This window comes from Brachybacterium sp. AOP24-D1-21 (genome assembly GCF_052378665.1).
In the GTDB taxonomy this organism is placed as follows: Bacteria; Actinomycetota; Actinomycetes; order Actinomycetales; family Dermabacteraceae; genus Brachybacterium.
In genome coordinates, this window is sequence record NZ_JBQSXX010000001.1 from 2,377,431 (window position 1) to 2,398,469 (window position 21,039).

19 protein-coding genes are annotated in these 21,039 nt (G+C 71.0%); 11 read left to right on the plus strand and 8 right to left on the minus strand.

Annotated features, from left to right (window positions below; translation table 11 throughout):
• Position 1: 1 nt before the first annotated feature.
• The 5 genes from ACT3UF_RS10605 (at position 2) to ACT3UF_RS10625 (ending at position 5,413) form a co-directional block, all read left to right on the plus strand.
• The gene (locus ACT3UF_RS10605) at positions 2–997 is read left to right on the plus strand and encodes an ABC transporter permease (RefSeq protein ID WP_441443774.1); all 996 of its coding nucleotides are present in this window, start codon (positions 2–4) and stop codon (positions 995–997) included.
• The gene (locus ACT3UF_RS10610; RefSeq protein WP_441443775.1) at positions 997–1,977 is read left to right on the plus strand and encodes an ABC transporter permease; all 981 of its coding nucleotides are present in this window, start codon (positions 997–999) and stop codon (positions 1,975–1,977) included. The genes ACT3UF_RS10605 and ACT3UF_RS10610 overlap by 1 nt, the downstream gene beginning before the upstream one ends.
• Positions 1,974–3,689, plus strand: coding sequence for a dipeptide ABC transporter ATP-binding protein (locus ACT3UF_RS10615; RefSeq protein ID WP_441443776.1), 1,716 nt, complete (start codon positions 1,974–1,976; stop codon positions 3,687–3,689). Before ACT3UF_RS10610 ends, ACT3UF_RS10615 begins: the two co-directional genes overlap by 4 nt.
• Positions 3,686–4,735 (plus strand): putative FMN-dependent luciferase-like monooxygenase, encoded by a 1,050-nt coding sequence (locus ACT3UF_RS10620; RefSeq protein ID WP_441443777.1) that lies wholly within the window; start codon positions 3,686–3,688, stop codon positions 4,733–4,735. Before ACT3UF_RS10615 ends, ACT3UF_RS10620 begins: the two co-directional genes overlap by 4 nt.
• A gap of 147 nt (positions 4,736–4,882) precedes the next feature.
• A complete protein-coding gene (locus ACT3UF_RS10625; RefSeq protein WP_441443778.1) occupies positions 4,883–5,413 on the plus strand; it encodes a Dps family protein in 531 nt (176 codons plus the stop codon).
• Between the two features lie 9 nt (positions 5,414–5,422).
• Here ACT3UF_RS10625 and ACT3UF_RS10630 read toward each other — a convergent pair whose 3' ends face one another.
• Positions 5,423–6,940 (minus strand): FAD-binding oxidoreductase, encoded by a 1,518-nt coding sequence (locus ACT3UF_RS10630; RefSeq protein ID WP_441443779.1) that lies wholly within the window; start codon positions 6,938–6,940, stop codon positions 5,423–5,425.
• A gap of 217 nt (positions 6,941–7,157) precedes the next feature.
• Here ACT3UF_RS10630 and ACT3UF_RS10635 point away from each other — a divergent pair, with 217 nt between their 5' ends.
• On the plus strand, positions 7,158–8,351 hold the full coding sequence (locus tag ACT3UF_RS10635) for a MalY/PatB family protein (protein WP_441443780.1): 1,194 nt from the start codon (positions 7,158–7,160) through the stop codon (positions 8,349–8,351).
• Between the two features lie 84 nt (positions 8,352–8,435).
• Positions 8,436–9,959: a hypothetical protein gene (locus tag ACT3UF_RS10640; protein ID WP_441443781.1), complete on the plus strand. Its 1,524-nt coding sequence runs from the start codon at positions 8,436–8,438 to the stop codon at positions 9,957–9,959.
• An 82-nt stretch (positions 9,960–10,041) separates the two neighbouring features.
• Here ACT3UF_RS10640 and ACT3UF_RS10645 read toward each other — a convergent pair whose 3' ends face one another.
• The 5 genes from ACT3UF_RS10645 to ACT3UF_RS10665 all read right to left on the minus strand — a co-directional run bounded on the left by ACT3UF_RS10645 (position 10,042) and on the right by ACT3UF_RS10665 (position 14,213).
• Positions 10,042–10,461, minus strand: coding sequence for a type II toxin-antitoxin system VapC family toxin (locus ACT3UF_RS10645; protein WP_441443782.1), 420 nt, complete (start codon positions 10,459–10,461; stop codon positions 10,042–10,044).
• Positions 10,458–10,694 (minus strand): type II toxin-antitoxin system Phd/YefM family antitoxin, encoded by a 237-nt coding sequence (locus tag ACT3UF_RS10650; RefSeq protein WP_441443783.1) that lies wholly within the window; start codon positions 10,692–10,694, stop codon positions 10,458–10,460. The genes ACT3UF_RS10645 and ACT3UF_RS10650 overlap by 4 nt, the downstream gene beginning before the upstream one ends.
• A 323-nt stretch (positions 10,695–11,017) precedes the next feature.
• Entirely contained in the window at positions 11,018–11,671 is a 654-nt protein-coding gene (locus tag ACT3UF_RS10655; protein ID WP_441443784.1) for a dihydrofolate reductase family protein, read from the minus strand.
• Positions 11,672–11,878: 207 nt separating this feature from the next.
• Positions 11,879–12,091 (minus strand): CsbD family protein, encoded by a 213-nt coding sequence (locus ACT3UF_RS10660; RefSeq protein ID WP_345081079.1) that lies wholly within the window; start codon positions 12,089–12,091, stop codon positions 11,879–11,881.
• Positions 12,092–12,266: 175 nt separating this feature from the next.
• Entirely contained in the window at positions 12,267–14,213 is a 1,947-nt protein-coding gene (locus tag ACT3UF_RS10665) for an aconitate hydratase (RefSeq protein ID WP_441443785.1), read from the minus strand.
• Positions 14,214–14,549: 336 nt separating this feature from the next.
• Here ACT3UF_RS10665 and ACT3UF_RS10670 point away from each other — a divergent pair, with 336 nt between their 5' ends.
• From ACT3UF_RS10670 to ACT3UF_RS10685, 4 genes are all read left to right on the plus strand, one after another.
• Entirely contained in the window at positions 14,550–15,659 is a 1,110-nt protein-coding gene (locus ACT3UF_RS10670; RefSeq protein ID WP_442332235.1) for a 3-deoxy-7-phosphoheptulonate synthase, read from the plus strand.
• A gap of 56 nt (positions 15,660–15,715) precedes the next feature.
• Positions 15,716–16,342, plus strand: a complete 627-nt coding sequence (locus tag ACT3UF_RS10675) for a DUF5701 family protein (RefSeq protein ID WP_442332234.1) — start codon at positions 15,716–15,718, stop codon at positions 16,340–16,342.
• A 119-nt stretch (positions 16,343–16,461) separates the two neighbouring features.
• Positions 16,462–18,015 carry a DUF1990 domain-containing protein gene (locus tag ACT3UF_RS10680; RefSeq protein WP_441443788.1) on the plus strand — a complete coding sequence of 518 codons (1,554 nt, stop codon included), beginning with the start codon at positions 16,462–16,464 and terminating at the stop codon, positions 18,013–18,015.
• A 195-nt stretch (positions 18,016–18,210) separates the two neighbouring features.
• Positions 18,211–18,882, plus strand: a complete 672-nt coding sequence (locus ACT3UF_RS10685) for a hypothetical protein (RefSeq protein ID WP_441443789.1) — start codon at positions 18,211–18,213, stop codon at positions 18,880–18,882.
• Between the two features lie 15 nt (positions 18,883–18,897).
• Here ACT3UF_RS10685 and ACT3UF_RS10690 read toward each other — a convergent pair whose 3' ends face one another.
• Both ACT3UF_RS10690 and ACT3UF_RS10695 read right to left on the minus strand, forming a co-directional pair.
• Positions 18,898–19,374, minus strand: coding sequence for an AAA family ATPase (locus ACT3UF_RS10690; RefSeq protein WP_441443790.1), 477 nt, complete (start codon positions 19,372–19,374; stop codon positions 18,898–18,900).
• Positions 19,375–19,408: 34 nt separating this feature from the next.
• Complete coding sequence (locus ACT3UF_RS10695; RefSeq protein ID WP_444502441.1) at positions 19,409–20,980, minus strand: DHA2 family efflux MFS transporter permease subunit; 1,572 nt, start codon at positions 20,978–20,980, stop codon at positions 19,409–19,411.
• Positions 20,981–21,039 lie beyond the last annotated feature (59 nt).

Below are 21,039 nucleotides of genomic sequence, written 5' to 3' on the forward strand. Positions count from 1 at the left end.
GGTGCACTACGTCCTGCGCCGCACGGGCGGCGCCGTGCTGGTCCTGGTCCTCGCGTTCACCGCCGCCTACGTGATGCTCACCGCCCTGCCCGGGGATGCGGTGATGGCCCGCTACGGCAGCCCTGACCTGGGGCTCTCCGCCGCAGAGCTCGCCGAGATCCGTGCCGCCTACGGGGCCGACCAGCCTGCCCTGGTGCAGTACTTCGACTCGGTCACCTCGTTCCTGCGCGGCGACCTGGGCTACTCCGTGCAGACCGGTGCCTCCGTCTCCGCTCTGCTCACCGAGGCGCTGCCTGCCACGCTGACCCTCGCGGCGCTGGGCCTGGTCGTCGCGGTGACCCTCGCCGTGGTCATCGCCTTCATCGCCACCCACGGGAGCCTCCGCCACCTCGGCGCCACCCGGGCCCTGCGCGGCGCTCTGCGGGGCCTGCCCCCGCTGATGGTCTCGCTGCCGGTGTTCTGGATCGGGATCATGCTGCTGCAGGTGTTCTCCTTCCAGCTGGGACTGGTCCCGGTGCTCAGCGCGAGTCCGCTCCAGGCGCTGATCCTGCCGGTGATCACCCTCGCGATCCCGATCGCGGCGCCGCTGGCCCAGGTGCTGATCCGCTCGATCGACGAGGTCTCCTCCCAGCCCTTCGTCGCCGTCACCCGCGCCCGCGGCGCCTCCACTTGGTGGGTGCTCACCCGCAGCATCGCCCGCAACGCCCTGCTGCCCAGCCTGACCATGGCCGGACTGCTGTTCGGAGAGCTGGTGGGCGGTGCGGTGGTCACCGAGACCGTGTTCGGCCGGATGGGGGTGGGGCAGCTGACCGCGCAGGCGGTCGCCGCCCGCGACACCCCCGTGCTGATGGCGGTGGTGGTGCTCTCCGCGGTGGTGTTCGTGCTGATCAACCTGGTGGTGGACCTGCTCTACCCGGTGCTCGATGCCCGACTGCGCAGCTCCGCCTCCGCGCCTGCTGCTCCTGTTCCCGCCAAGAGAGCGATGGTGCCGGCCTGATGAGCATCCTGACCCGCACCACCGCCCCGCGCCCCCGCACCCCCCTCGGGGCCGACGAGCCCGCCCCCGGGGCCGACACCGGGGCCTCCCCCGGGGCCGCCCCGGGGGCCGTCGGGGGCGACCGTTCACCGCTGCAGCGAAATGGCACCCAGCGACTGACTGCCCGGCGCCTCGCCCGGCGCCTCACCAGCCTGCGCCCCACCGTGGCGCTCTCCGCGCTGGTGCTGCTGCTCGCGCTCGCCTGGGCCCTGGCCCCGGGCCTGTTCACCGGCTTCAGCCCCACCGCCTCGACCACCGAGGCGCTCCAGGCCCCGAGCGCCGCACACTGGTTCGGCACCGACTCCACCGGACGGGACCTCTACTCCCGCGTGGTCCACGGCGCCTCCCACTCGATCACCGCCGCGCTGATCGCGGTCGCCGTGGGACTCGTCGCCGGCACCACGATCGGGGTGCTCGCCGGGACCGTCGGCGGACTCGTCGAGGAGGCGCTGATGCGCCTGGTCGACGTGCTGCTGGCCATCCCGGGCCTGCTGCTGTCGCTGTCGGTGGTGATCCTGCTCGGCTTCGGCACCACGAACGCCGCGATCGCCGTGGGGATCACCTCCATCGCGACCTTCGCCCGGCTCTCCCGCTCCCGGGTGCTCGAGGTGCGGCGCAGCGAGTACGTCGAAGCCGCCTACGGCTCCGGCGGCACCCTGCCCGCCATCCTCTGGCGCCACATCCTGCCCAACTCCGCAGCCCCCGTCCTGGCGCTCGCCGCGCTGCAGCTGGGCTCCGCGATCCTGCAGATCTCCACCCTCGGATTCCTCGGCTACGGTGCCCCGCCGCCCACCCCCGAATGGGGGCTGCTGATCGCCGAGGGCCGCGACTACGTCGCCACCGCCTGGTGGTTGACCCTCCTGCCCGGCCTGGCCGTGGCCGCCGTGGTCCTGTCCACCAACCGCCTCAGCGCAGCCCTGGGACAGGGGGAGCAGTCATGAGCAACCCGCCCCTGCTCGAGATCACCGACCTGTCCATCAGCTACCGCAGCCGCCGCGGCGCCGTCGACGCGGTGCGAGGGATCGACCTGTCCGTCGCCCGCGGCCAGGTCACCGCGCTGGTCGGCGAATCCGGGTCCGGCAAGTCCTCCGCCGCCCACGCCGCGATCGGGCTGCTGCCCGGTAACGGCCAGGTCATCGGCGGATCGATCACGCTCGGCGGCCAGCACGGCGCGCGCGAGCAGCTGGTGGGCCTGCCCGAGCATGCCTGGCGCGAGCTGCGCGGCACCCGCATCGGCCTGATCCCGCAGGACCCCACCAGCTCGCTGGACCCCGTGCGCACCATCGGCGCGAGCGTCGCCGAGCCGTTGCGGATCCACGGCTGGCGCGACCGCGACCAGATCACCGTCCGCGTGCACGAGCTGCTGGAGCGGGTGGGCCTGGACGACCCCGAGACCCGCGCCCGCCAGTACCCCCACGAGCTCTCCGGCGGGATGCGCCAGCGGGTGCTGATCGCTGCCGCCCTCGCCCTGGACCCGGATCTGCTGATCGCCGACGAACCCACCAGCGCGCTGGATGTCACCGTCCAGGCCACGGTGCTGGATCTGATCGACGAGCTGCGCGAGGCGACCGGCGCGGGAGTCCTGCTGATCACGCACGACCTCGCCGTCGCCGCTGACCGCGCCGATGAGCTGGTGGTGATGCGCAGCGGCCGCATCGAGGAGTCCGGCCGCTCCGCGGAGGTGCTCGCCGCCCCGTCGGCCGCGTACACCCGCACCCTGCTGGCCGACGCCCCCTCCCTGCGGCAGGTCGTCGAGCGCAGCCCTCACCGACCCGACCCCGGGACCACCCCGCTGGTGCGGGTGCGGGAGCTGCGCCAGGAGTTCACCCGCCCCGGCGGGGAGCCGTTCGTCGCGGTCGACGGGATCTCCTTCGACATCGCCCCCGGCACCACCCACGCCCTGGTGGGGGAGTCCGGCTCCGGCAAGACCACCACCGGGCGGGCGATCGCCGGCTTCCGCCGTCCCACCGCGGGCAGCATCGAGGTGGCCGGCACCGAGGTGACCGCGATCGGGAAAGGCAGGGCGCTGCGGGAGTTCCGCGCCACCGTGCAGCTGGTCCACCAGAACCCCTTCGGCTCCCTGGACCCGAGGCAGTCCATCGCCGCGATCCTCGAGGAGCCGCTGCGCAACACCCGCCGCGGCACCCGGGCCGAGCGCCGCACCGCCGCCCTGCACCACCTCGAGCTGGTCTCCCTGCCGCCGGAGGTCGCCGACCGTCGGCCGCGCGAGCTCTCCGGCGGGCAGCGCCAACGGGTCGCGATCGCGCGTGCCCTGATCCTGCAGCCCGAGCTGGTGGTGCTCGACGAGGCGGTCTCCGCTCTGGACGTCACCGTGCAGGCGCAGATCCTGCGCCTGCTGGCCCGCCTGCAGGAGGAGCTCGGCCTCACCTACCTGCTGATCTCGCACGACCTCGCCGTGGTGCGCCAGGTCGCGGACACCGTCTCGGTGCTGCGCCGCGGCCAGCAGGTCGAGGCGGGCCCCGTGGGCCGGGTTCTGGAGAACCCCCAGCACGAGTACACCCGGGCGCTGCTCGCCGCGATCCCCGGCGCGGGCCGTCCCGCGGCGGCACCCGGCCCTTCATCCGCCTCCAGCTCCGCACCCGCCACTGCACCCGCCCGCAGCTCTCTCCCCGAAGAGGTTTCCGCCCCATGACCGGACCCCGATTGGGCCTGTTCACCCGCCTGCTCGAGAACGCCCCCGCTGCCGATCGCTACCGCTTCGCCCTCGAACAGATCCGCCATGCCGATCAGCTCGGCTTCGCCTCCGCCTGGGTGGCCCAGCACCACTTCGGCGAGCACGAGGGCGGGCTGCCCTCACCCTTCGTGCTGCTCGCCGCCGCGGCGCAGCACACCACCGACATCGCGCTCGGCACCGCCGTGCTCACCCTGCCGATCGATGACCCGCTGCGCGCCGCGGAGGACGCCGCCGTGCTCGACGCCCTCTCAGGCCGCCGGGTGCAGCTGGGCATCGCCGCCGGCGGCACCCCCAGCTCCTTCCCGGCCTTCGGCCGCGACCCCGCCGCGCGCCGGGAGCTGTACGCCGAGCACCTCGAGGTGCTGCGGAACACGCTCGCCGGGCGCGGGATCCGCGGTACGGACTCGCAGATCTACCCGCCCGCCGGCGACCTCGACGAGCGGATCTGGCAGGCGACGTTCTCCGCCGACGGCGGCCGCCGCGCCGGGCAGGCGGGGGACGGGCTGTTGCTCTCGCGCACCCAGCCGCGCCCCGACGGGAAGCACGACCTGCCGCTGCACGCCCTGCAGCTGCCGATCATCGAGGCCTATCGCAGCGCGCTGCCCGACGGTGCTGCGCCGCGGATCCTCGCCTCCCGCACCGCACTGGTGGTCGACCCTGCGCAGCGTGCCCGCGCCCTGCAGCTCGCCGAGCCCGGGCTGCGGAAGCTCGCCGCGACCCAGCCCGGCTTCGACGCCTCCGGGGCGAGCCTCACGGAGCTGATCGCCGTGACCGACACCCACGTCGGCACCGCCGAGGAGGTCACCGCGTCGCTTGCGGCCGACGCCTCGCTGCGCGAGGTGACCGACGTATCCTTCCAGGTCCACTCGATCGACGCCGGGCACGAGCTGACCCTGCGCAGCCTCGAGCTGCTGGCCACCGAGGTCGCCCCGCAGCTCGGCTTCGCGACCGGTCCGGCTGCCGCGCGGGAGCTCCGCGAGGCGCATCGGGTGCCCGTCGCCTGAGCGCCGGGCCGGGCCGGGTGCGGGGCCCCGCCCGTTACCGCCCCGGTTCTACCGTTCGGCCCGGAGAGTTGCCGCCCTCTCCCGCACTGAATAGCGTGGAGAGCAGTCCGAGCAGTTCATCGACATGATCGACCAGGAGGAGCTCCCATGAACGACACCGTCAAGGTCCCCACCCCCGCCGGCGCGAAGCGTACGAAGAAGGAGAACGCTGAGAGCGGCTTCCTCGCTCCCGCCGCGCTCGCCAAGAACCTCCAGGCCGTGCTCGTGGACCTCACCGCACTGCAGCTGGTGGGCAAGCAGGCCCACTGGAACATCGTGGGCCCGAACTTCCGGGACCTGCACCTGAACCTCGACGAGATCGTCGACATCGCCCGCGCCAGCGGCGACCAGGTCGCCGAGCGCATGCGTGCCCTCCATGCCACGCCCGACGGCCGGCCGGCCGTGGTCCCCGAGCAGACCTCCCTGCCCGAGTTCCCCCAGGGCGAGGTGCTCACCCACGATGCGATCGACCTGATGGTCACAGCGATCGAGAGTGTGGTCGGCACCATGCGCGACGTCCACGACGAGGTCGACGAGGCCGACCCCACCTCGGCGGACATCCTGCACGGCATCCTCGAGCAGCTCGAGCAGCAGGCCTGGTTCCTCAGCGCGGAGACCCGCACCCCGAAGACGAGCTGAGGCCGCGCCCTACCCCTCCGGCGCCACGTTGTAATTGATGCGGAACAGGTTCCCGGGGTCGTAGCGCTGCTTGACCCGCTGCAGCCGGCGATAGGTCTCCTCGCCGTAGATGCGACGGGAGTAGTCGTTCAGGGGATGGGCGAACTCGCGGGCCCGGAAGTTCACGTACTCACCCTGCTCGCTGAGCTGGTCCATCACCGCGTGGGCCTGCTCGGCGAAGGCGGTGAGGCGAGCATCCTCCTCCGCGTCCTGCCAGAACCCGTAGATGGCCATCCAGAAGCGGGAGCTGCGATTGGGGAAGGCGGTGGACTCCTCGGGCACGCGGGCGAAGGCTCCGCCGAGGTGGTGGATGTCCACGGCGGTGCCCCTGCCGGGGATCGCCGAGGCGATCGCGGTGAGCGCATCCAGCGCGTCCTCGTCCATCCGGGAGAAGGCCGCGTTGCGCCAGAACCCGCGGGCACCGTCCGGGAACAGCTCGTCCATGGCGCTCTGCCACTGCGGCCAGGAGATCGGGCCCGAGGTCTGGTCATCCGGCGGAGCGGCCCGGCGCAGGCGGTCCAGCAGCAGGTTCCCCGCCCTCACGTCATCTCCCACGTACGCGCAGCGGATGATCAGCCATGCCTCATCGCCCATCCCGAGGTTCTCGGGCATGACCATCACCGTGAGGATCGTGGTGAGCGTATCGGGCAGGTCGCGGCTCCAGCGCTCGAAGGCCGCGAGTGCGCGGCGCCAGCGGGCGGGCTGGTAGAACAGGGTCGCGCCGAGCACCGTCTCCGGCAGCGACACCGCACGGTAGGTGAAGGAGGTGACCACCCCGAAGTTGCCGCCGCCGCCGCGCAGGCCCCAGAACAGATCGGGGTTCTCGCTCGTGCTCGCGGTCAGGTGCGTGCCGGCGGCGGTGATCACCTCGGCGCGCACCAGCCGGTCCAGCGCCAGTCCTGCCCGTCGCACCAGCCAGCCCACGCCGCCGCCGAGCGTCATCCCGGCGATCCCGGGCGTGGACACCGTCCCCAGCGGTACGGCCAGGCGGTGAGGGGAGGTCGCGGCGTCGACGTCGGCCGCGAGAGCGCCGGGCCCGGCCGTCACCAGGCGGCTCTCCGGATCCACGGTCACCTCCCGCAGGCCGCTGAGGTCCAGCACGATCCCGTCGTCGATGGTGCCGAGGCCCGCGATGCTGTGCCCGCCGCCGCGCACCGCGAGCGGCAGCCCGGTCTCCCGGGCGGTCTCCAGCACGGGGATGACCTCGGCCGCGGAAGCGACGCGCACGATCGCCAGCGGATACCGGTCGATCATCCCGTTCCACACCGCGCGGGCCTCGTCATAGCCCTCATCGCCCGGTTCGAGGAAGGTGCCGTCGATGCGGTCGCGCAGCCGCAGCAGCGCCGGCCTCGCCTCGGGAACCGGGTATCCGTTGATCGTCATCGCTGCCAGAGCTCCCTGCACCGGTGGGCGAGCCTCGCCCACGATCTGGGCGGGTGAACCGCGGACGTCCTCGTCCTCGTATCCGATCAGCCGGACCGGAACCATGTGCGGCACCTGCCATGGTCTGCGTGAATCCTGCTCTCGACGGTACCCCTGCGGGTACGGGGGAGCAATGGCCCAACCGCCCGGCAGGTCGGGCGGGCAGGCCCAGGACGCGGCCACCGATCGCCGGATGCTCCTTGTCCCTCGCCTGACGCCTGCTGGATAGGCTCAGCAGTACTCGCAGCGCCGCCCCCACGCGCGCTGCATCGAAGGAGGATCCGTGCCCAGCATCGTGCAGCTCGACGCCATCACCCAGGACGACCTCATCGCCGCCGGCGCGACTCGCTGGGCCCGTGGTGGGGACGTGATCGGTGCGTTCGTCGCCGAGATGGACTTCGGGGTCCCCGCGGCGGTCACCGAGCGCCTGTACGCCGAGGTGGAGCGGGGCGCGTTCGGCTACCTCCCCGCCCGGCTCGCCGCCGAGCTGCCGCAGGCCACCGCCGGATTCCTCGCTCGGCAGACCGGCTGGGTCGTGGATCCCGCGCACATTCACGAGATGCCGGACGTCATCTCGATCTTCCAGGCCGTGATCGGGAACTTCCTGCGCCCGGACTCGAAGATCATCGTGCCCACCCCGTCCTATATGCCGTTCCTCGAGGTGCCGCCGCTGATGGGGCGTGAGGTCATCGAGGTCGAGATGCTCCGCGACGACTCCGGCTGCTACCGCTACGACCTCGCCGCGCTCGAAGCCGCATTCGACGCCGGCGGTGAGCTGCTGGTGCTGTGCAACCCCCACAATCCCACCGGCAGGGTCTTCACCGGCGAGGAGATGGACCCGCTCATCGACCTGGTGGATCGCAAGGGCGGGCGCGTGTTCTCCGACGAGATCTGGATGCCGCTGGTGCTCGAGGGCCAGCACCTTCCGTACGCCTCGCTCAGCGATACCGCAGCAGGCCACACGATCACCGCCATCTCGGCATCCAAGGCGTTCAACCTGCCCGGGCTGAAGTGCGCACAGCTGATCACCAGCAACGACGCCGACCGCGACCATTTCGCGACCGTCGGCCACTTCGCCCGCCACGGCGCCGCGAACCTGGGCCTCGCCGCCACCTCGGCCGCCTACACCGAGGCAGGGGAGTGGCTGGAGGACGTCGTCACCTACCTGCGCCGCAACCGCGACACCCTCACCGAGCTGGTCCGCACCCTGCTGCCGAGGGCCCAGCTGACCGCGATGGAGGGCACCTATGTCGCCTGGCTCGACCTGCGCGCTTACGGCATCACCGGCTCCCTGCACGACCACCTGCTCGAGACCGCCCGCGTCGAATGCACCGACGGCACCGATTGCGGCGCCGTCGGAGCCGGACATGTGCGGCTGATCTACGCGATGCCGCAGCCGCTGCTCATCGAGGCGGTCACCCGCCTCGCCCGGGTGCTGGAGCCCGTGAAGAGCGGCGACGGGTTCGTCGTCAGTTGATTCGTGCACGGAGTGCGCCGTCGGAGAGAGCGCGTCGTGAGCTGGATGTCGCGCGGCATCCCTTCAGCCGTCATCATGGGAGACATGCCGAAGAAGCGCAGAACACGACGCGACCACCGCGAACAGACAGGTCCCGGCCCTGACCGGCACAGCACCGGTACCCGCCGCTGGGAGCGGGATGTCGAGGCGCTGCTCGCACAGTTCGTGCTGTCGCGCCGGGACGCTGTCTCCGTGGCGACGGCGGACTCGGAGGCATCCCATGTCGAGCAGCTGCTGCGACTGAAGGCGGAGCAGCTGGAGAGCCCTGACCCCACCTACTGGACCGGGGAGCTCATCGAGGTGCTGCTCACCGAGGTGGCGCCCCGGAAGGTGGTCCAGCCGCGGGAGATGGTGATGGCGCAGGGCCCGGCGCTCGGGCAGTTCCTCGGCTTCCTGCAGGAGTCCGGCCGCCGACACCCCGACGGGCTCACGGCCGATGACGCCCAGGAGCTCCTGGCGGAGCTGGAGTTCACGACGCTCGAAGCGGCCGACGACCCCTCCCGTCGTACCTTCTCCGGGAACATCCTCACCTACGCCCAGACCCTCGGCGTCGAGCTCGACGACGCCGAGACCCTGGAAGACTTCATGACCTGGTACAACACAGAGCTCACCGTGGTAGAACGCCATGAGCTCAGCGACACAGGGCAGCTGCGGAACCCCTCCCGTCCCTACATCCCCGGTGCTCGCAGCCCAGCGCTCGGAGCCGGCAGCGGCTCCGCCTTCTTCTCCCATGCCCCGGCACCGGAACCTGTCAGCACGGACCCTGCGGCCTCCGCCGGTGCGGAGGCGCTCGGCTGGCCCTGGTTCCTCCCGCAGGACGGGCTGTCGCGCAGCGCCCTGGAGAGCTCCGTCGACGTCGACGAGGACCCGGTCGGAGCGGCGGCCGTCTACGCCGAGATCCCTCTGGTGCGCGGCGCCGTGCGCCTGCTCGAGCACGTGGGCGAGGGCCGCCGGATCACCTCCACCGGCGCGCTGCGCATGGCCGACGTCCGCGCCCTGGTCGAGGCATGGCAGCTCGACCTCGGCGAGCAGAAGCTCACCACGATGTGGCAGGTCGGCCCGATCGTCGGCCCCTGGAACGCCCTGGTCAGCGGCGGCTGGCTGGAGCTGAGCAGCACCCGGGTCACGCCGGGGCAGGGGCTGACGCCCGCGGTCCCGCAGACGGAGGACCCTGCGGCCTTCGTCCGCTTCTCCCGGGCGCTGCTCATGCTGCTGATCCTCGACACCCTGCAGCAGGGGCCCGAGGGGGGTGGCCTGTTCGGCGGCCCCGACACCTTCGCGGCTCTGATGCACACCATCGCGCCCGGCGGACTCGCACTCCCGGCCACGATCCGCGTCGCGCTCGACCGTGACCTGGTCCCGGCGGACCTCGGCGGTGACCCCGACATGGACGAGATCCAGCGGTACTGGCAGACGGGACGGGACCTGGCAGCGCTCGCGACCTACGGACTGCTGGTGCGCGAGGCCTCCCCGGACGGGAACGACCTCCGATTCCACGGCACCGTCGAGGTGATCGTCGAGGCCTTCGGCGCACTGGAGATGCAGGAGGAGTATGAGGGTCTGGGGTGAACACGGCGATGCGGACGTCGCGGACCACATGACGTTCGCCGTCCCGGCGTCGATCCTCTCGCCGTGGATCTGTACGGCGCGGTCACGCGTCGTCCGAGCGCCGCACCTCATGCACCGTGAGTCCGTCGATCCCCTCGAAGTCCTTCGGGTTCGCCGTGTAGACCGGCAGTTCCCGGGACATCGCGACGGCGGCGATCAGTGCGTCGTAGGCGCGGGCGGCAGGCTTGCGGCCTGAGGCGCGCAGCGCCGCGGCGACCAGCCCGAAGGCGCGTGCCGCAGAGCTGTCGAAGGGGATCGGCTCGAAATCTGCTTCCGCCTGCTGCAGATGTGCCTGCCGCGCCGCCCGCACGGAGGCTGACCGGGCCGCGTGAGGGCCGACCGAGAGTTCGGCGAGGGTGATCGCAGTGATGCTAGGCCTCGAGGGCAGGGATGACGGGTCCAGCGAGGCAAGATCGATCAATGCCGAGGTGTCCAGCACTCCATGGCTGTCCGGGTGCGTCACAACGCTGGATCGATCAGCTCGTCGATCTCGGCCTGCAGCTCCGCTGCATCGATCGCAGGCAGTGAACGCCGATGGGCGATCAGCGTCTCGACGGAGAGTGCCCGTCGAGGAAGGGGGCCGACGGCGGCGACGGGCTCGCCGTCCCGCGTCACGGTGAGCGTCTCCCCGTGCTCAACCCGACGAAGCACTTCGGCGCTGCGATTCCGTAGGTCTCTGACCGTCACTCCGTTCATGAAGGGAGTGTATCACCGGTGATACCGAAGCCCATGGCGCAGGTTCTGCGGTCAGCCCCCGATTCGGCGTGCAGGCGGCGTGGTGGGCAGCATTGGCTGCTCAGCTCGCGGCTCTCAGCTCACCGCCCGGCGAACACTGCGACGCTCACGGCGGTCTCCTCCGGCTCGCCCTGATCGACCGAGCGCTGCACCGTCCACGGCTCGCCGCGGTCGAAGGTCTCGGCGATGCCACCAGAACTCTGTCTCCTGTGAGCTGTGAACGGCTGTGGAGCGTTCAAGACCTCACGAGCGACAGAAATCCGGTGGCGAGACCGGTGGCGAGATCAGGCGGAACGCCGCCAGAGGAAGCAGTGCGTCACACCGCTGTCAGCAGTGATCTTCTCCAGGTGGAAGCGGTCCTCGAGATCCTCCGGCCGATCCCAGAGCTTCAGGCCCGTCCCCAGCGCGATCGGCGCGATCGCCACGTGCAGCTCGTCGACCAGGTCTGCGTCGAGGAAGGCGCGCAGGGTGGTGACACCCCCACCGAGCCGCACATCGAGCCCATTCGCTGCCTTTCTCGCCTGTTCAAGTGCCTCAGCCGGGGTGGCGTCGAGGAAGTGGAAGGTTGTCTCGCCCTTGACCAGCGGCGGGCGCGGGTGGCTCGTGAGCACGAAGACAGGGGTGTGGAACGGTGGTTCCTCACCCCACCAGCCCTCCCATGTCTCGTCGGGCCAGGGGCCGGACTTGGGGCCGAACTTGTGACGGCCCATGATTTCGGCGCCGATGCCGTGGGTGAAGTCGCGGGTCAGGCGGTCCTCGAAGCCTCGGCTGCCGCCGGCGTCCGTGCGGTTGGGCCAGCTCGCGGTGCCCGCAGCCCAGCTCATCAGCTCCATCGGATTCACGTCGTGGCCGAAGGGCTGCTCGAGCGTCTGGTCCTCGCCGGCGGCGATACCGTCGCGGGAGACAGTGAAGTTCTGGACGCGCAGGCGCTGCGACATGGGTGGGTCCTCTCGGAGGGGTCCGGGCCGCCCATCCTGCTCCTCGCGGGCGTGGCTGTCACGCCTGGTGCTCACGCCCGAACCCGTCAACCCCACTCTTGGCACTGAAGGGCGGCACGCCCGACCCTCAGGCATGACCGTGGCGGCCCCACCACGTGGAGCCGCCACCGAGAACTGCGCGCAGACCGGGCTCTCGCCCGGGCCGGATCAGTCCCGCTTGTCCTTGTCGCCGAACATCCCCTCAGCGGCACCCTTCACGGAATCGCGGGCGTCCTGGAGCTTGTCCTTCGCCTCGGCCTTGCCCTGCTGGGCCTGACCCTCGGTCTCGGTCTGCTTGTCGCCGGTGGCCTTGCCGAAACCTTCCTTGGCCTGGCCGCCCAGCTTGTCCTTCGCGTTCTCGAACTTCTCGTCGGTGCTCATCGCGTACCTCCTGATGTCGAGGGTCCGCGCCGATAATGCGCGGTGATGGCGAGTGTAGAACGACAGCGCCGGTCGGGTCCGACCTTCCGGTCGGAGCCGATGCGCCTGCGCGTCAGCCCTTCGACGCCCCGGTGACCGCGTCCCGGAACCAGTCGACGTCACGCCTGGCACACACTCATCTCACCTGCTGCGCCGTCAGCGGGATCCGACCCCCGGCCAGGACCATGCCCACCTGGCGCTCCGAGAGCCGGTGCGCCAGGCGCACCTCGCGCCCGCCGATCGTCGCGCTCAGGCTTCGACCCTCGTGCAGCGCCGCGTGTACGCCCTCGAGGATCACCTCATCGCCGACCGCGATCGACTCCAGATCCGCAGGGTCCTCGAACTCGAGCGGCACGATCCCGAAGTTCGCGAGGTTCTGCCAGTGGATCCGGGCGAAGCTCACCGCGATCACGGCCTGCAGCCCCAGGTAGCGCGGGGCGATCACCGCGTGCTCGCGCGAGGAGCCCTGTCCGTAGTTCTTCCCGGCCACCACCACGTGTCCGCCGTCGGTCTCCCGGGCCCGGCGCGGGTAGTCCTTGTCGATCCGGGTGAAGGCGAAGTCGGCGATGCGCGGGATGTTGGAGCGGAAGGGCAGCACCTGGGATCCGGCCGGGAGGATCTCGTCGGTGGAGACGTCATCGCCCATCACCAGCAGCGTGGGCACCGCGAGGCGGTCCGCGACCGGCGCGAAGTCCGGCAGCGAGGAGATGTTGGGTCCCTTGACCAGTTCGACGGACAGCGCCTCCTGCTCGGGCAGCGGTGGGATCAGCATGTCGCTCATCTGCGCGTACTGCCCGGGCAGCGTGGGTCGCGGATACGGGAGGTCGTGGCTGGCCTCGAGGGTGCGTGGATCGGTGATCGTCCCGGTCAGCGCCGAGGCGGCTGCGGTCTCCGGGGAGCACAGCCACACCGCATCCTCCTCGGTGCCGGAGCGGCCCGGGAAGTTGCGGGGCATGGTGCGCAGGGAGTTGCGGCCGCTGGCGGGGGCCTGGCCCATTCCGATGCAGCCCATGCAGCCGGACTGGTGGATCCGGGCGCCGGAGGCGACCAGCGACCCCAGCCAGCCGCCGGTGATGAGGTCCGCCAGCACCTCCCGCGAGGTGGGGTTGATGTCCACCGACACCCGCGGGTCGGCCTGCCTGCCGTCGAGGATCTCAGCCACCACGGCGAAGTCCCGCAGCCCCGGATTCGCCGAGGAGCCGACGACCACCTGATTCACCGGCTCTCCGGCCACCTCCGCCACCGGCACCACGTTGCCGGGGGAGGAGGGGCGGGCGATCAGCGGCTCGAGCGCAGCGAGGTCGATGCGCTCGGTCAGGTCGTAGGTCGCGCCCTCGTCGGCCTCCCAGGGCTCGAACTGCTCGGCGCGGCCGACGGCCTCCAGGTAGTCGCGGGCGGCGTCGTCGGCCGGGAAGACTGTCGCGGTCGCCCCGAGCTCGGCGCCCATGTTGGCGATGACGTGCCGGTCCATCGCATCGAGCTGGGCGAGCCCCGAGCCGTGGTATTCGATGATGCGGCCCACGCCGCCGCTGACCCCGTGACGGCGCAGCATCTCCAGCACCACGTCCTTCGCGCTGACCCAGTCCGGCAGGTTCCCGGTCAGCTCGACGCCCCAGATCTCCGGCAGGGTGACGTACAGCGGCTGGCCCGCCATCGCCATCGCGACCTCGAGCCCGCCCACGCCGATCGCCAGCATCCCCAGTGCCCCGGCCGCGCAGGTGTGGGAGTCCGAACCGATCAGCAGCGCGCCCGGACGACCGAAGTGTGCCTGGTGGACGGGATGGGAGACGCCGTTGCCGGCCTTGGAGAACCACAGCCCGAAGCGCTGGGCGGCGGACTGCAGGAACAGGTGGTCGTCGGGGTTCTTCTCATCGGTCTGCAGCAGGTTGTGGTCCACGTACTGCACCGACAGCTCGGTGCGGACCCGGTCCAGGCCCATCGCCTCCAGCTCGAGCATGACCATGGTGCCGGTGGCGTCCTGGGTGAGGGTCTGGTCGACCCGCAGGCCGATCTCGGCTCCGAGCTCCAGCGACCCCTCCACCAGGTGAGCGGCGATGAGCTTCTGCGCGACGTTGCGGGGCATGGCACTGTCCTCCTCGGAGAGCGGAACGCCGTCGAGGCCCGTCGGCGGACCTGCCTTCACCGTAGGCCCACCCACCCGCGAAAGCTATGGCCCGCGCTCCCTCCCCTGCTTCCAGCCCACGCAGCGGACTCGGCCTTGCTCCCCGCAGGGATCCGTGTACTCTCTCCCGCATGCAGAACCGTTGGTTTACCTATGCGAAGTCGGCCCTGGAGGGGCCGGCGGCCGTGTAGCGTCCCCAACCTCTCCAGAGCCGACAAGGGCAGAGCACATGCTCTGCCTTCGCCATTCCCCGGCGGGCTCTGAGCATCGGGTCCGCCCCTATGAAGGACAGGACCCATGACTCTTCTCGCCACAGCCCCCGCTGTCCCCGCAGCCCCTGCCGCTCCCGAGCGCCACATCGCGAGCTACACGCCGCTGCCCACCCCCGCTGAGCTCCTCGCTGAGCTCCCGCTCCAGCCCCACCACGCCGCCCAGGTCGCGGCTCACCGTGACCAGGTGCGCGCCGTGCTGGCGGGCACTGATGATCGGCTGCTGGTCGTCGTCGGCCCGTGCTCGATCCACGACCCGGAGGCCGGGCTCGACTACGCCCGCCGCCTCGCCGCGATGCAGGCGGAGGTGGGGGAGGAGCTGCTGCTGGTGATGCGCACCTACTTCGAGAAGCCGCGGACCACCGTGGGCTGGAAGGGCCTGATCAACGACCCGCACCTGAACGGCTCCCACGACATCGCCACCGGTCTGCGCCGCGCGCGGACCTTCCTGCGTGAGGTGACCGCGCTCGGCCTCCCGACTGCGACCGAGTTCCTCGAACCGATCAGCCCCCAGTACATCGCGGACCTCATCAGCTGGGGCGCGATCGGCGCCCGCACCACCGAGTCCCAGATCCACCGCCAGCTCGCCTCGGGCCTGTCCATGCCGATCGGCTTCAAGAACGGCACCGACGGCGGGATCCAGGTGGCGCTCGATGCGATCGCCGCGGCCTCCGCCCCGCAGTCCTTCCTCGGCATCGGGGCCGACGGGCGGGCGAGCCTCGTCGCCACCACCGGCAACCCGGACGCCCACCTGATCCTGCGCGGCGGGGCCGACGGGCCGAACTGGGGTCCCGGCCCGGTGCGGGAGGCCACCGAGCGCCTGGCCGGCGGTGCTCTGCCGCAGCGCCTGGTCATCGATGCCAGTCATGGCAACAGCGACAAGGACCACGTGCGCCAGGCCGAGGTGGCGAGGATGCTCGCCCCCCAGATCGCGGTGGACGGAGCGGCCGTGGCGGGTGTGATGCTCGAGAGCAACCTCGTCGCCGGTGCGCAGAAGCTCGACGTGGATGCCGGCCCCGCCGGCCTGGTGCGCGGCCAGTCCGTGACCGACAAGTGCATGGACTGGGGGACCACCGAGCAGGTGCTCCGCGACCTCGCCGCTGGGGCGCATCGTCGCCGCATGGCAGGGGAGCAGTGAGCGTGAGAGGACTGCCTCGGGCGTCGCGGCCGCCGGCCCCGGTGCCCGCCAGGAATATGCCTCTGCCCGCCCTTGCAGCCCAGGCCGAACGCCTGATCGAGCTCGAGGTCCACACCCTCGCCGGGCTCACCGAGCAGTCCCTGCGCGACGCCGCGGTGCAGTGGGGGAGCGACCGCTCCGACGCCCTGCTCGCAATCGACCCGGCGCTCGCGCCGCCGTCGGCCCTGACCCCGCTGCTGCGCCGCGGTGACAAGCCGGGCTTCGTGGTCGAGGACATGACCGATGCGGACCAGTTCGCCCCGACCGGGATCGAGCTGAGCGGCGAGGCGCTCTATCTGGTCGAGGGCCCGGACCGCGGGGACGAGTTCGAGAACGCCTCCCCGGCGGAGGCACTCACCGAGCTCACCGCCCGCAGCCGCACTCCGCTGCTGCTCACCGAGGGCATCCACTGGGTGCTCCAGCGCCCCGAGGTGCTCGAGCGCAACCACTGCTTCATGACCATCGGCTCGCGCCTGAAGAAGCCCAGCGGCACCTTCGACTCCCGCACCCCGGCGCTGTGGATCAGCAACGGCACCGGTCGCGACGGCAGGGAGCGGAAGGACGCCCCGAAGCTCGGCTGGTGCTGGTGGAACAACCGCCACACCTGGCTCGGCATCGCCTCCGCCGCGGGGCGCGCCGCCTGATCGCTCGGTGGTCGTGCCGTCCTGGACGGAGGCACCGCGGGATGTGGTCGTGCTGGGATCGGACGAGGACCGCGGAATGCGCTGGAGCGACAGCGCCCGCACGATGTACGTTCCCCGTCATGACCGCTTCCTCCGCCCCGACCTGGTGGCACGCCGAGAACGACGCGCTGCGCGCCGCTGACGAGGACGATCCGAGCGTCTCCGAGCAGCTCCTCTCGCCCGAACTCCTCGCACTGCTCGACGAGGTCGAAACAGCCTTCGCGGAGACCGGCGCGGACACCCCCGGCTGGGAGGATCCGCATCTGACCGCCGACGGGGAGTGGCGCGACAGCCTCGACGAGGAGTACAGCCGCTGCCTGGACCCCCACAAGTTCCGGATCCTCTGGGCTCGGGCAGAGGCATGGACACGGGTGCTCACCGCCCGCGGCTGGGCCGACGCGGCGGAGGTGGACGACAGCGGGCAGGTCGACTGGGCGGTCCTGCCGCACGCCGACCGTCACCGCGCCACCGTGCTGCGGCCCCGTCGGCAGGGCGCCCTGCCTCTGGTCCTCGTCCGCACCGCAGCCGAGGAGGCAGCCGGCAGCACCGACCTCGAGAGCAGCGACTCAGAGATCCTCGGCCTGGTGATCGGGATCGGTGATCCGGCGGTGCCCGTGAGCACCACGCCGGACTGCGGCTGCGATGCCTGCGACTCCGGCTCCCGCGACCTGCTCGAGAACCTCGACCGCACGCTGCTGTCGATCGTGGACGGCTCCTTCGAGGTGGCCCACACCACGCAGGGTCACAGCATGCGCACCTCCTTCGGTGCGGAGAGCGGCAGCGGGGTCGGCGACCCGGCCGTCACCCTGACCCTCACCGCGCTGCCCTGGGCCGAGAGCTGGACGCCTCGCCCGCTGAGTCCGGCGATCGATCGGGATGACTCCGCGTGGGCCGACGAAATGATGCGCGAGGGCCGACGCACACTCCTGCTCAATGCGCTCATCGACGCCTTCCCACCGGTATTCGCCGCCCGGCTCCACCGCCTCCGGCCCGGACGCTCGGGCACCGTCTCCTCCTACGTCTACCTGCCGCTGACCGAGCAGCCACTCCTCACCGCACCACTGGACGCTCTTGAGCACCCGCCCGCCGGATACCGCAGAGACCACCGCAGCACCGTGGTCACCGGCATGGACTTCGAGCGCGCCGCCTCAGCGCTGCGCAGCGGGGAGGTGCATCGGCGTGCCGGACTGCAGATCAGCACCACTGAGACCCCGCTGCTGGAGGGCACGGAGATCCACCTGCTGCTCGGTCGCCCGCCGTTCCGGCTCACCGCGCCCTGCCGCGTGCTGTGGGTGATCGATGAGCCGGACCGTGCCGGCTTCGCCTACGGCACGCTGCCCGGGCATCCCGAATCCGGGATCGAGCAGTTCACCGTGACCCGCACCGCGACGGGCCTCGTGCGCTTCCACCTCGACGTCGTCTCCCGGCCCGCCGCCTGGTACGCCCGGCTTGGCGCCCCCGTCTCCCGGCTCGTCCAGGAGCACATCACCCGCCGCTACCTCCGCGCCCTGTCCGCCCCACCTGCGAGGAGCTCTGCCGCGAGGCTACCGGTCCACCGCATCTGCAGTCCTACTACTTCAGTCGGTCCACAGCTACTGCCCGCCCACGGCGTTAGTCGGTGCGGACCACGGTGACGGGGCCCTCGTCGTCCGTCGGCGGCTGGAAGTGGTCGTAGTAGCGCTCCGCGATCTCGCGCGGCAGGCGGAAGTCGTCGCTGTGGCCCACGGCCCGCGGCTTCGCAGCGCTGCTCTGAGGGGCCCGAGCCAGCCGCCCACCACCAGCGCGGACAAAGCCCGGTTTCTCCGCCCCGATTCTGCTTCACTGTGGGCATGCACTATGAAGATCCGCAGACAGGACTCTGGAGCTTCGGAGTCAAGGCCGGCAGCAAATTCCTCGGCGCGAGCTGCGTGCCGACTTTCGTCCTCGAGGTCGAGTCGCGACTGAAGAGGTTCGTGGAGCAGGAGGACATCTCCCAGTGGCATGACGGCTACGAGATCCGGGACGGCTTCTCATCGTTCTTCCTCCGGGATGAGGGCGATGGCTTCGTCATCGAGGTCCCTGACTTCTGGCAGAACCCCGAGCATGACCGCACCGAGGATCTCTCCGACCTGTGGCGCATCGAGCGCCGACAGGCGGAGATCGTCGCGATTGCCGGTCGTCAGCAGGGACCACCGGTGCACTATCTCGACCTCGTCTTCGGCCAGGAGGGCTGGCAGAGGGCGTCCGGCGTGCAGATGACCCGGGATCTCTCCGACCTTTCGATCCGGGATGACGGGATCGATTCCGGCTGGTTCATCCAGCTCACGAGCGGCCCCGAATGGGCTGACGATGCACTGACCGTGCATCCTGCGTGGGAGGCGCTGCGCATCAACCCCGGCGTTGCCAACGGCTTCCAGCTCCCCGAGGGGTTCGCGGTGCTCGTGGACGACTATCGGGTCAGCGACGTCATCGATCGGGCTTCCGGCGACTCCCTCGGTGCGCAGACGTCACCGTCCACCTGAGACCGGTCTCGCGAGTCAGTCCGTGTGCACCACGGTGATCGAGCCTTCGTCGTCCGTCGGTGGCTGGAAGTGGTCGTAGTAGCGCTCGGCGATCTCGCGCGGCAGGCGGAAGTCGTCGCTGTTACCCACGGCCCGTGCCTCGACCCGTGCGAGCGCCGTCTTCCGGGAGGCGACCACGTGCACGATCTCCGGGACGATGCCCGACGGGGCGAGCAGCGCCCGCCAGTCGTCCCGCATCTGCCGGGACCAGAACGACAGGTCCAGCACCACGTCCTGCCCCGCGCGCACGCACGCCAGCAGGCGCTGCTCGAGCACGGTGATGATCTCGGCGGCCACCGCCTCGGGCAGCGGCATCGTGCGGTGCCCGCGGGCCCAGGCCTCAGAGTCCACGGACAGCCGCACCATCCCGGCGGCCTCGAAACCGCGCGCGACGGTCGACTTCCCCGAGCCCGCCGGCCCGCACATGAAGATCACCCTGCTCATCGCGCTCATCGCGCCAGCTTAGGGAAGTCGCCGCGGCGTCCGCTCAGGCGGCGGGCTCGTCCTGGGCAGGGGTCGACTTCAGCGTGATGGCCAGCACGGTCGCGACCGTGGTGATCACGCCACCGAAGACGAATGCCCAGGAGATGCCGCTGGCCTGGGCGGCCTGCGCCGAGGCACCGGACTCTGCGGCGATGACCGCGCCGAGGGTCAGCAGGGCGATGAACACCGCGGTGCCGAGCGCCCCGGCGAGCTGCTGCAGGGTGTTGAGGATCGCCGAGCCGTGGCCGTACAGCGAGCGCGGCAGCGCCCCCAGCGACAGCGTCAGCAGCGGGGTCATCACCATCGCCATGCCGATGCCCAGCGGGATGTTCAGCGCGATGATCAGGCCCTGGGTGGCGTCCGCATCGAGCAGGAACACCTCCAGCCAGCTCACCACTGCCATCAGCGCCATACCCGGGACCACGATCGGTCGCGGACCGACCCGGTCGTACAGGGCGCCGATGAACGGGCCGAGCAGGCCTGAGGCCGCCGCACCGGGCAGCATCGTCAGGCCGATCTCGAGCGTGGTCATCTCGAGCGCGCCGGTCATGTACAGCGGCAGCGCCACGACGGTGCCGAGCATGGTCGCGAAACCGATCAGGATGACCAGCACCGAGACCGTGAAGGTGCGCACCTTCAGCGGGCGCAGGTCCAGCAGCGGCTCGTCACCACGGGAGAGCATCCGCAGCTGGCGGAGGGTGAACACCGTCAGGGCGAGCACGCCGATCCCGGCGACCAGCAGTGGGATCAGGCGGCTGGTGCCCGAGACGATCTGGCTGATCGAGGCCAGCGCGTAGATCACGCCGCCGAAGCCGATCGCGGAGAGGATCACCGAGATCGCATCGAGGCGCACCTTCTCCGGCTCGGTGTAGTTGCGCATGAAGAGCAGGCCGATGATCAGGGCGACCACGATGATCGGCAGCATCAGCAGGAACAGGTCATGCCAGGTGCCGTGCTCGAGGATGAACCCGGAGATGGAGGGGCCGAGGGCGGGTGCGGCGGAGATGACGACGCCCACCAGGCCCATCACCAGACCGCGGGACCGGATCGGCACCAGCGCGAGGATGGTGGTCATCAGCAGCGGCAGCACCATCGCGGTGCCGGCGGCCTGGATCACGCGAGCGCCCAGCAGTACCGGGAAGTTCTGGGAGAACATGGCGATCGCGGTGCCCACCAGGAACAGCAGCATCGCGGTGAGGAACACGTGCCGCACGGACAGGCGCTTCATGAGGAAGCCGGTGGTGGGGATGACCACGGCCATGGTGAGCATGAACCCTGTGGAGAGCCACTGCGCGGTGACCGCTGTGATCGACAGGTCGTCCATCAGCGTGGGCAGCGCGACGGACAGCAGGGTCTCGTTGAGGATCATCACGAAGGCGGAGACCACCAGCACGGCGATGATCGGGGCGACCTTGACGGAGACGGGCGGCTGCCCGTCCACCACGGTGGTGGAGGGGTCGTCGGCGCCGTCGCGCGTGGCGGACTCGGCCTCAGCGGCGGAAGAGCCCCCCGCGACGATGCCGGAGGACTGGACCGCGGGGAACTCTCCGGTGGGGGTGGGGGTGTACGTGGTCATGAGAGCAGGACGTGCTTTCTTCGTCGAGGAACCGAAGGGCCGGAACCCGCATGTACGCA

Coding starts and splice junctions, on each gene's coding strand:
- ACT3UF_RS10610 (WP_441443775.1), top strand. CDS start 997: ATGAGCATCCTGACCCGCACCACCGCCCCGCGCCCCCGCACCCCCCTC.
- ACT3UF_RS10615 (WP_441443776.1), top strand. CDS start 1,974: ATGAGCAACCCGCCCCTGCTCGAGATCACCGACCTGTCCATCAGCTAC.
- ACT3UF_RS10620 (WP_441443777.1), top strand. CDS start 3,686: ATGACCGGACCCCGATTGGGCCTGTTCACCCGCCTGCTCGAGAACGCC.
- ACT3UF_RS10625 (WP_441443778.1), top strand. CDS start 4,883: ATGAACGACACCGTCAAGGTCCCCACCCCCGCCGGCGCGAAGCGTACG.
- ACT3UF_RS10630 (WP_441443779.1), bottom strand. CDS start 6,940: ATGGTTCCGGTCCGGCTGATCGGATACGAGGACGAGGACGTCCGCGGT.
- ACT3UF_RS10640 (WP_441443781.1), top strand. CDS start 8,436: ATGCCGAAGAAGCGCAGAACACGACGCGACCACCGCGAACAGACAGGT.
- ACT3UF_RS10650 (WP_441443783.1), bottom strand. CDS start 10,694: ATGAACGGAGTGACGGTCAGAGACCTACGGAATCGCAGCGCCGAAGTG.
- ACT3UF_RS10655 (WP_441443784.1), bottom strand. CDS start 11,671: ATGTCGCAGCGCCTGCGCGTCCAGAACTTCACTGTCTCCCGCGACGGT.
- ACT3UF_RS10660 (WP_345081079.1), bottom strand. CDS start 12,091: ATGAGCACCGACGAGAAGTTCGAGAACGCGAAGGACAAGCTGGGCGGC.
- ACT3UF_RS10665 (WP_441443785.1), bottom strand. CDS start 14,213: ATGCCCCGCAACGTCGCGCAGAAGCTCATCGCCGCTCACCTGGTGGAG.
- ACT3UF_RS10670 (WP_442332235.1), top strand. CDS start 14,550: ATGACTCTTCTCGCCACAGCCCCCGCTGTCCCCGCAGCCCCTGCCGCT.
- ACT3UF_RS10675 (WP_442332234.1), top strand. CDS start 15,716: ATGCCTCTGCCCGCCCTTGCAGCCCAGGCCGAACGCCTGATCGAGCTC.
- ACT3UF_RS10680 (WP_441443788.1), top strand. CDS start 16,462: ATGACCGCTTCCTCCGCCCCGACCTGGTGGCACGCCGAGAACGACGCG.
- ACT3UF_RS10685 (WP_441443789.1), top strand. CDS start 18,211: ATGCACTATGAAGATCCGCAGACAGGACTCTGGAGCTTCGGAGTCAAG.
- ACT3UF_RS10690 (WP_441443790.1), bottom strand. CDS start 19,374: ATGAGCGCGATGAGCAGGGTGATCTTCATGTGCGGGCCGGCGGGCTCG.
- ACT3UF_RS10695 (WP_444502441.1), bottom strand. CDS start 20,980: ATGACCACGTACACCCCCACCCCCACCGGAGAGTTCCCCGCGGTCCAG.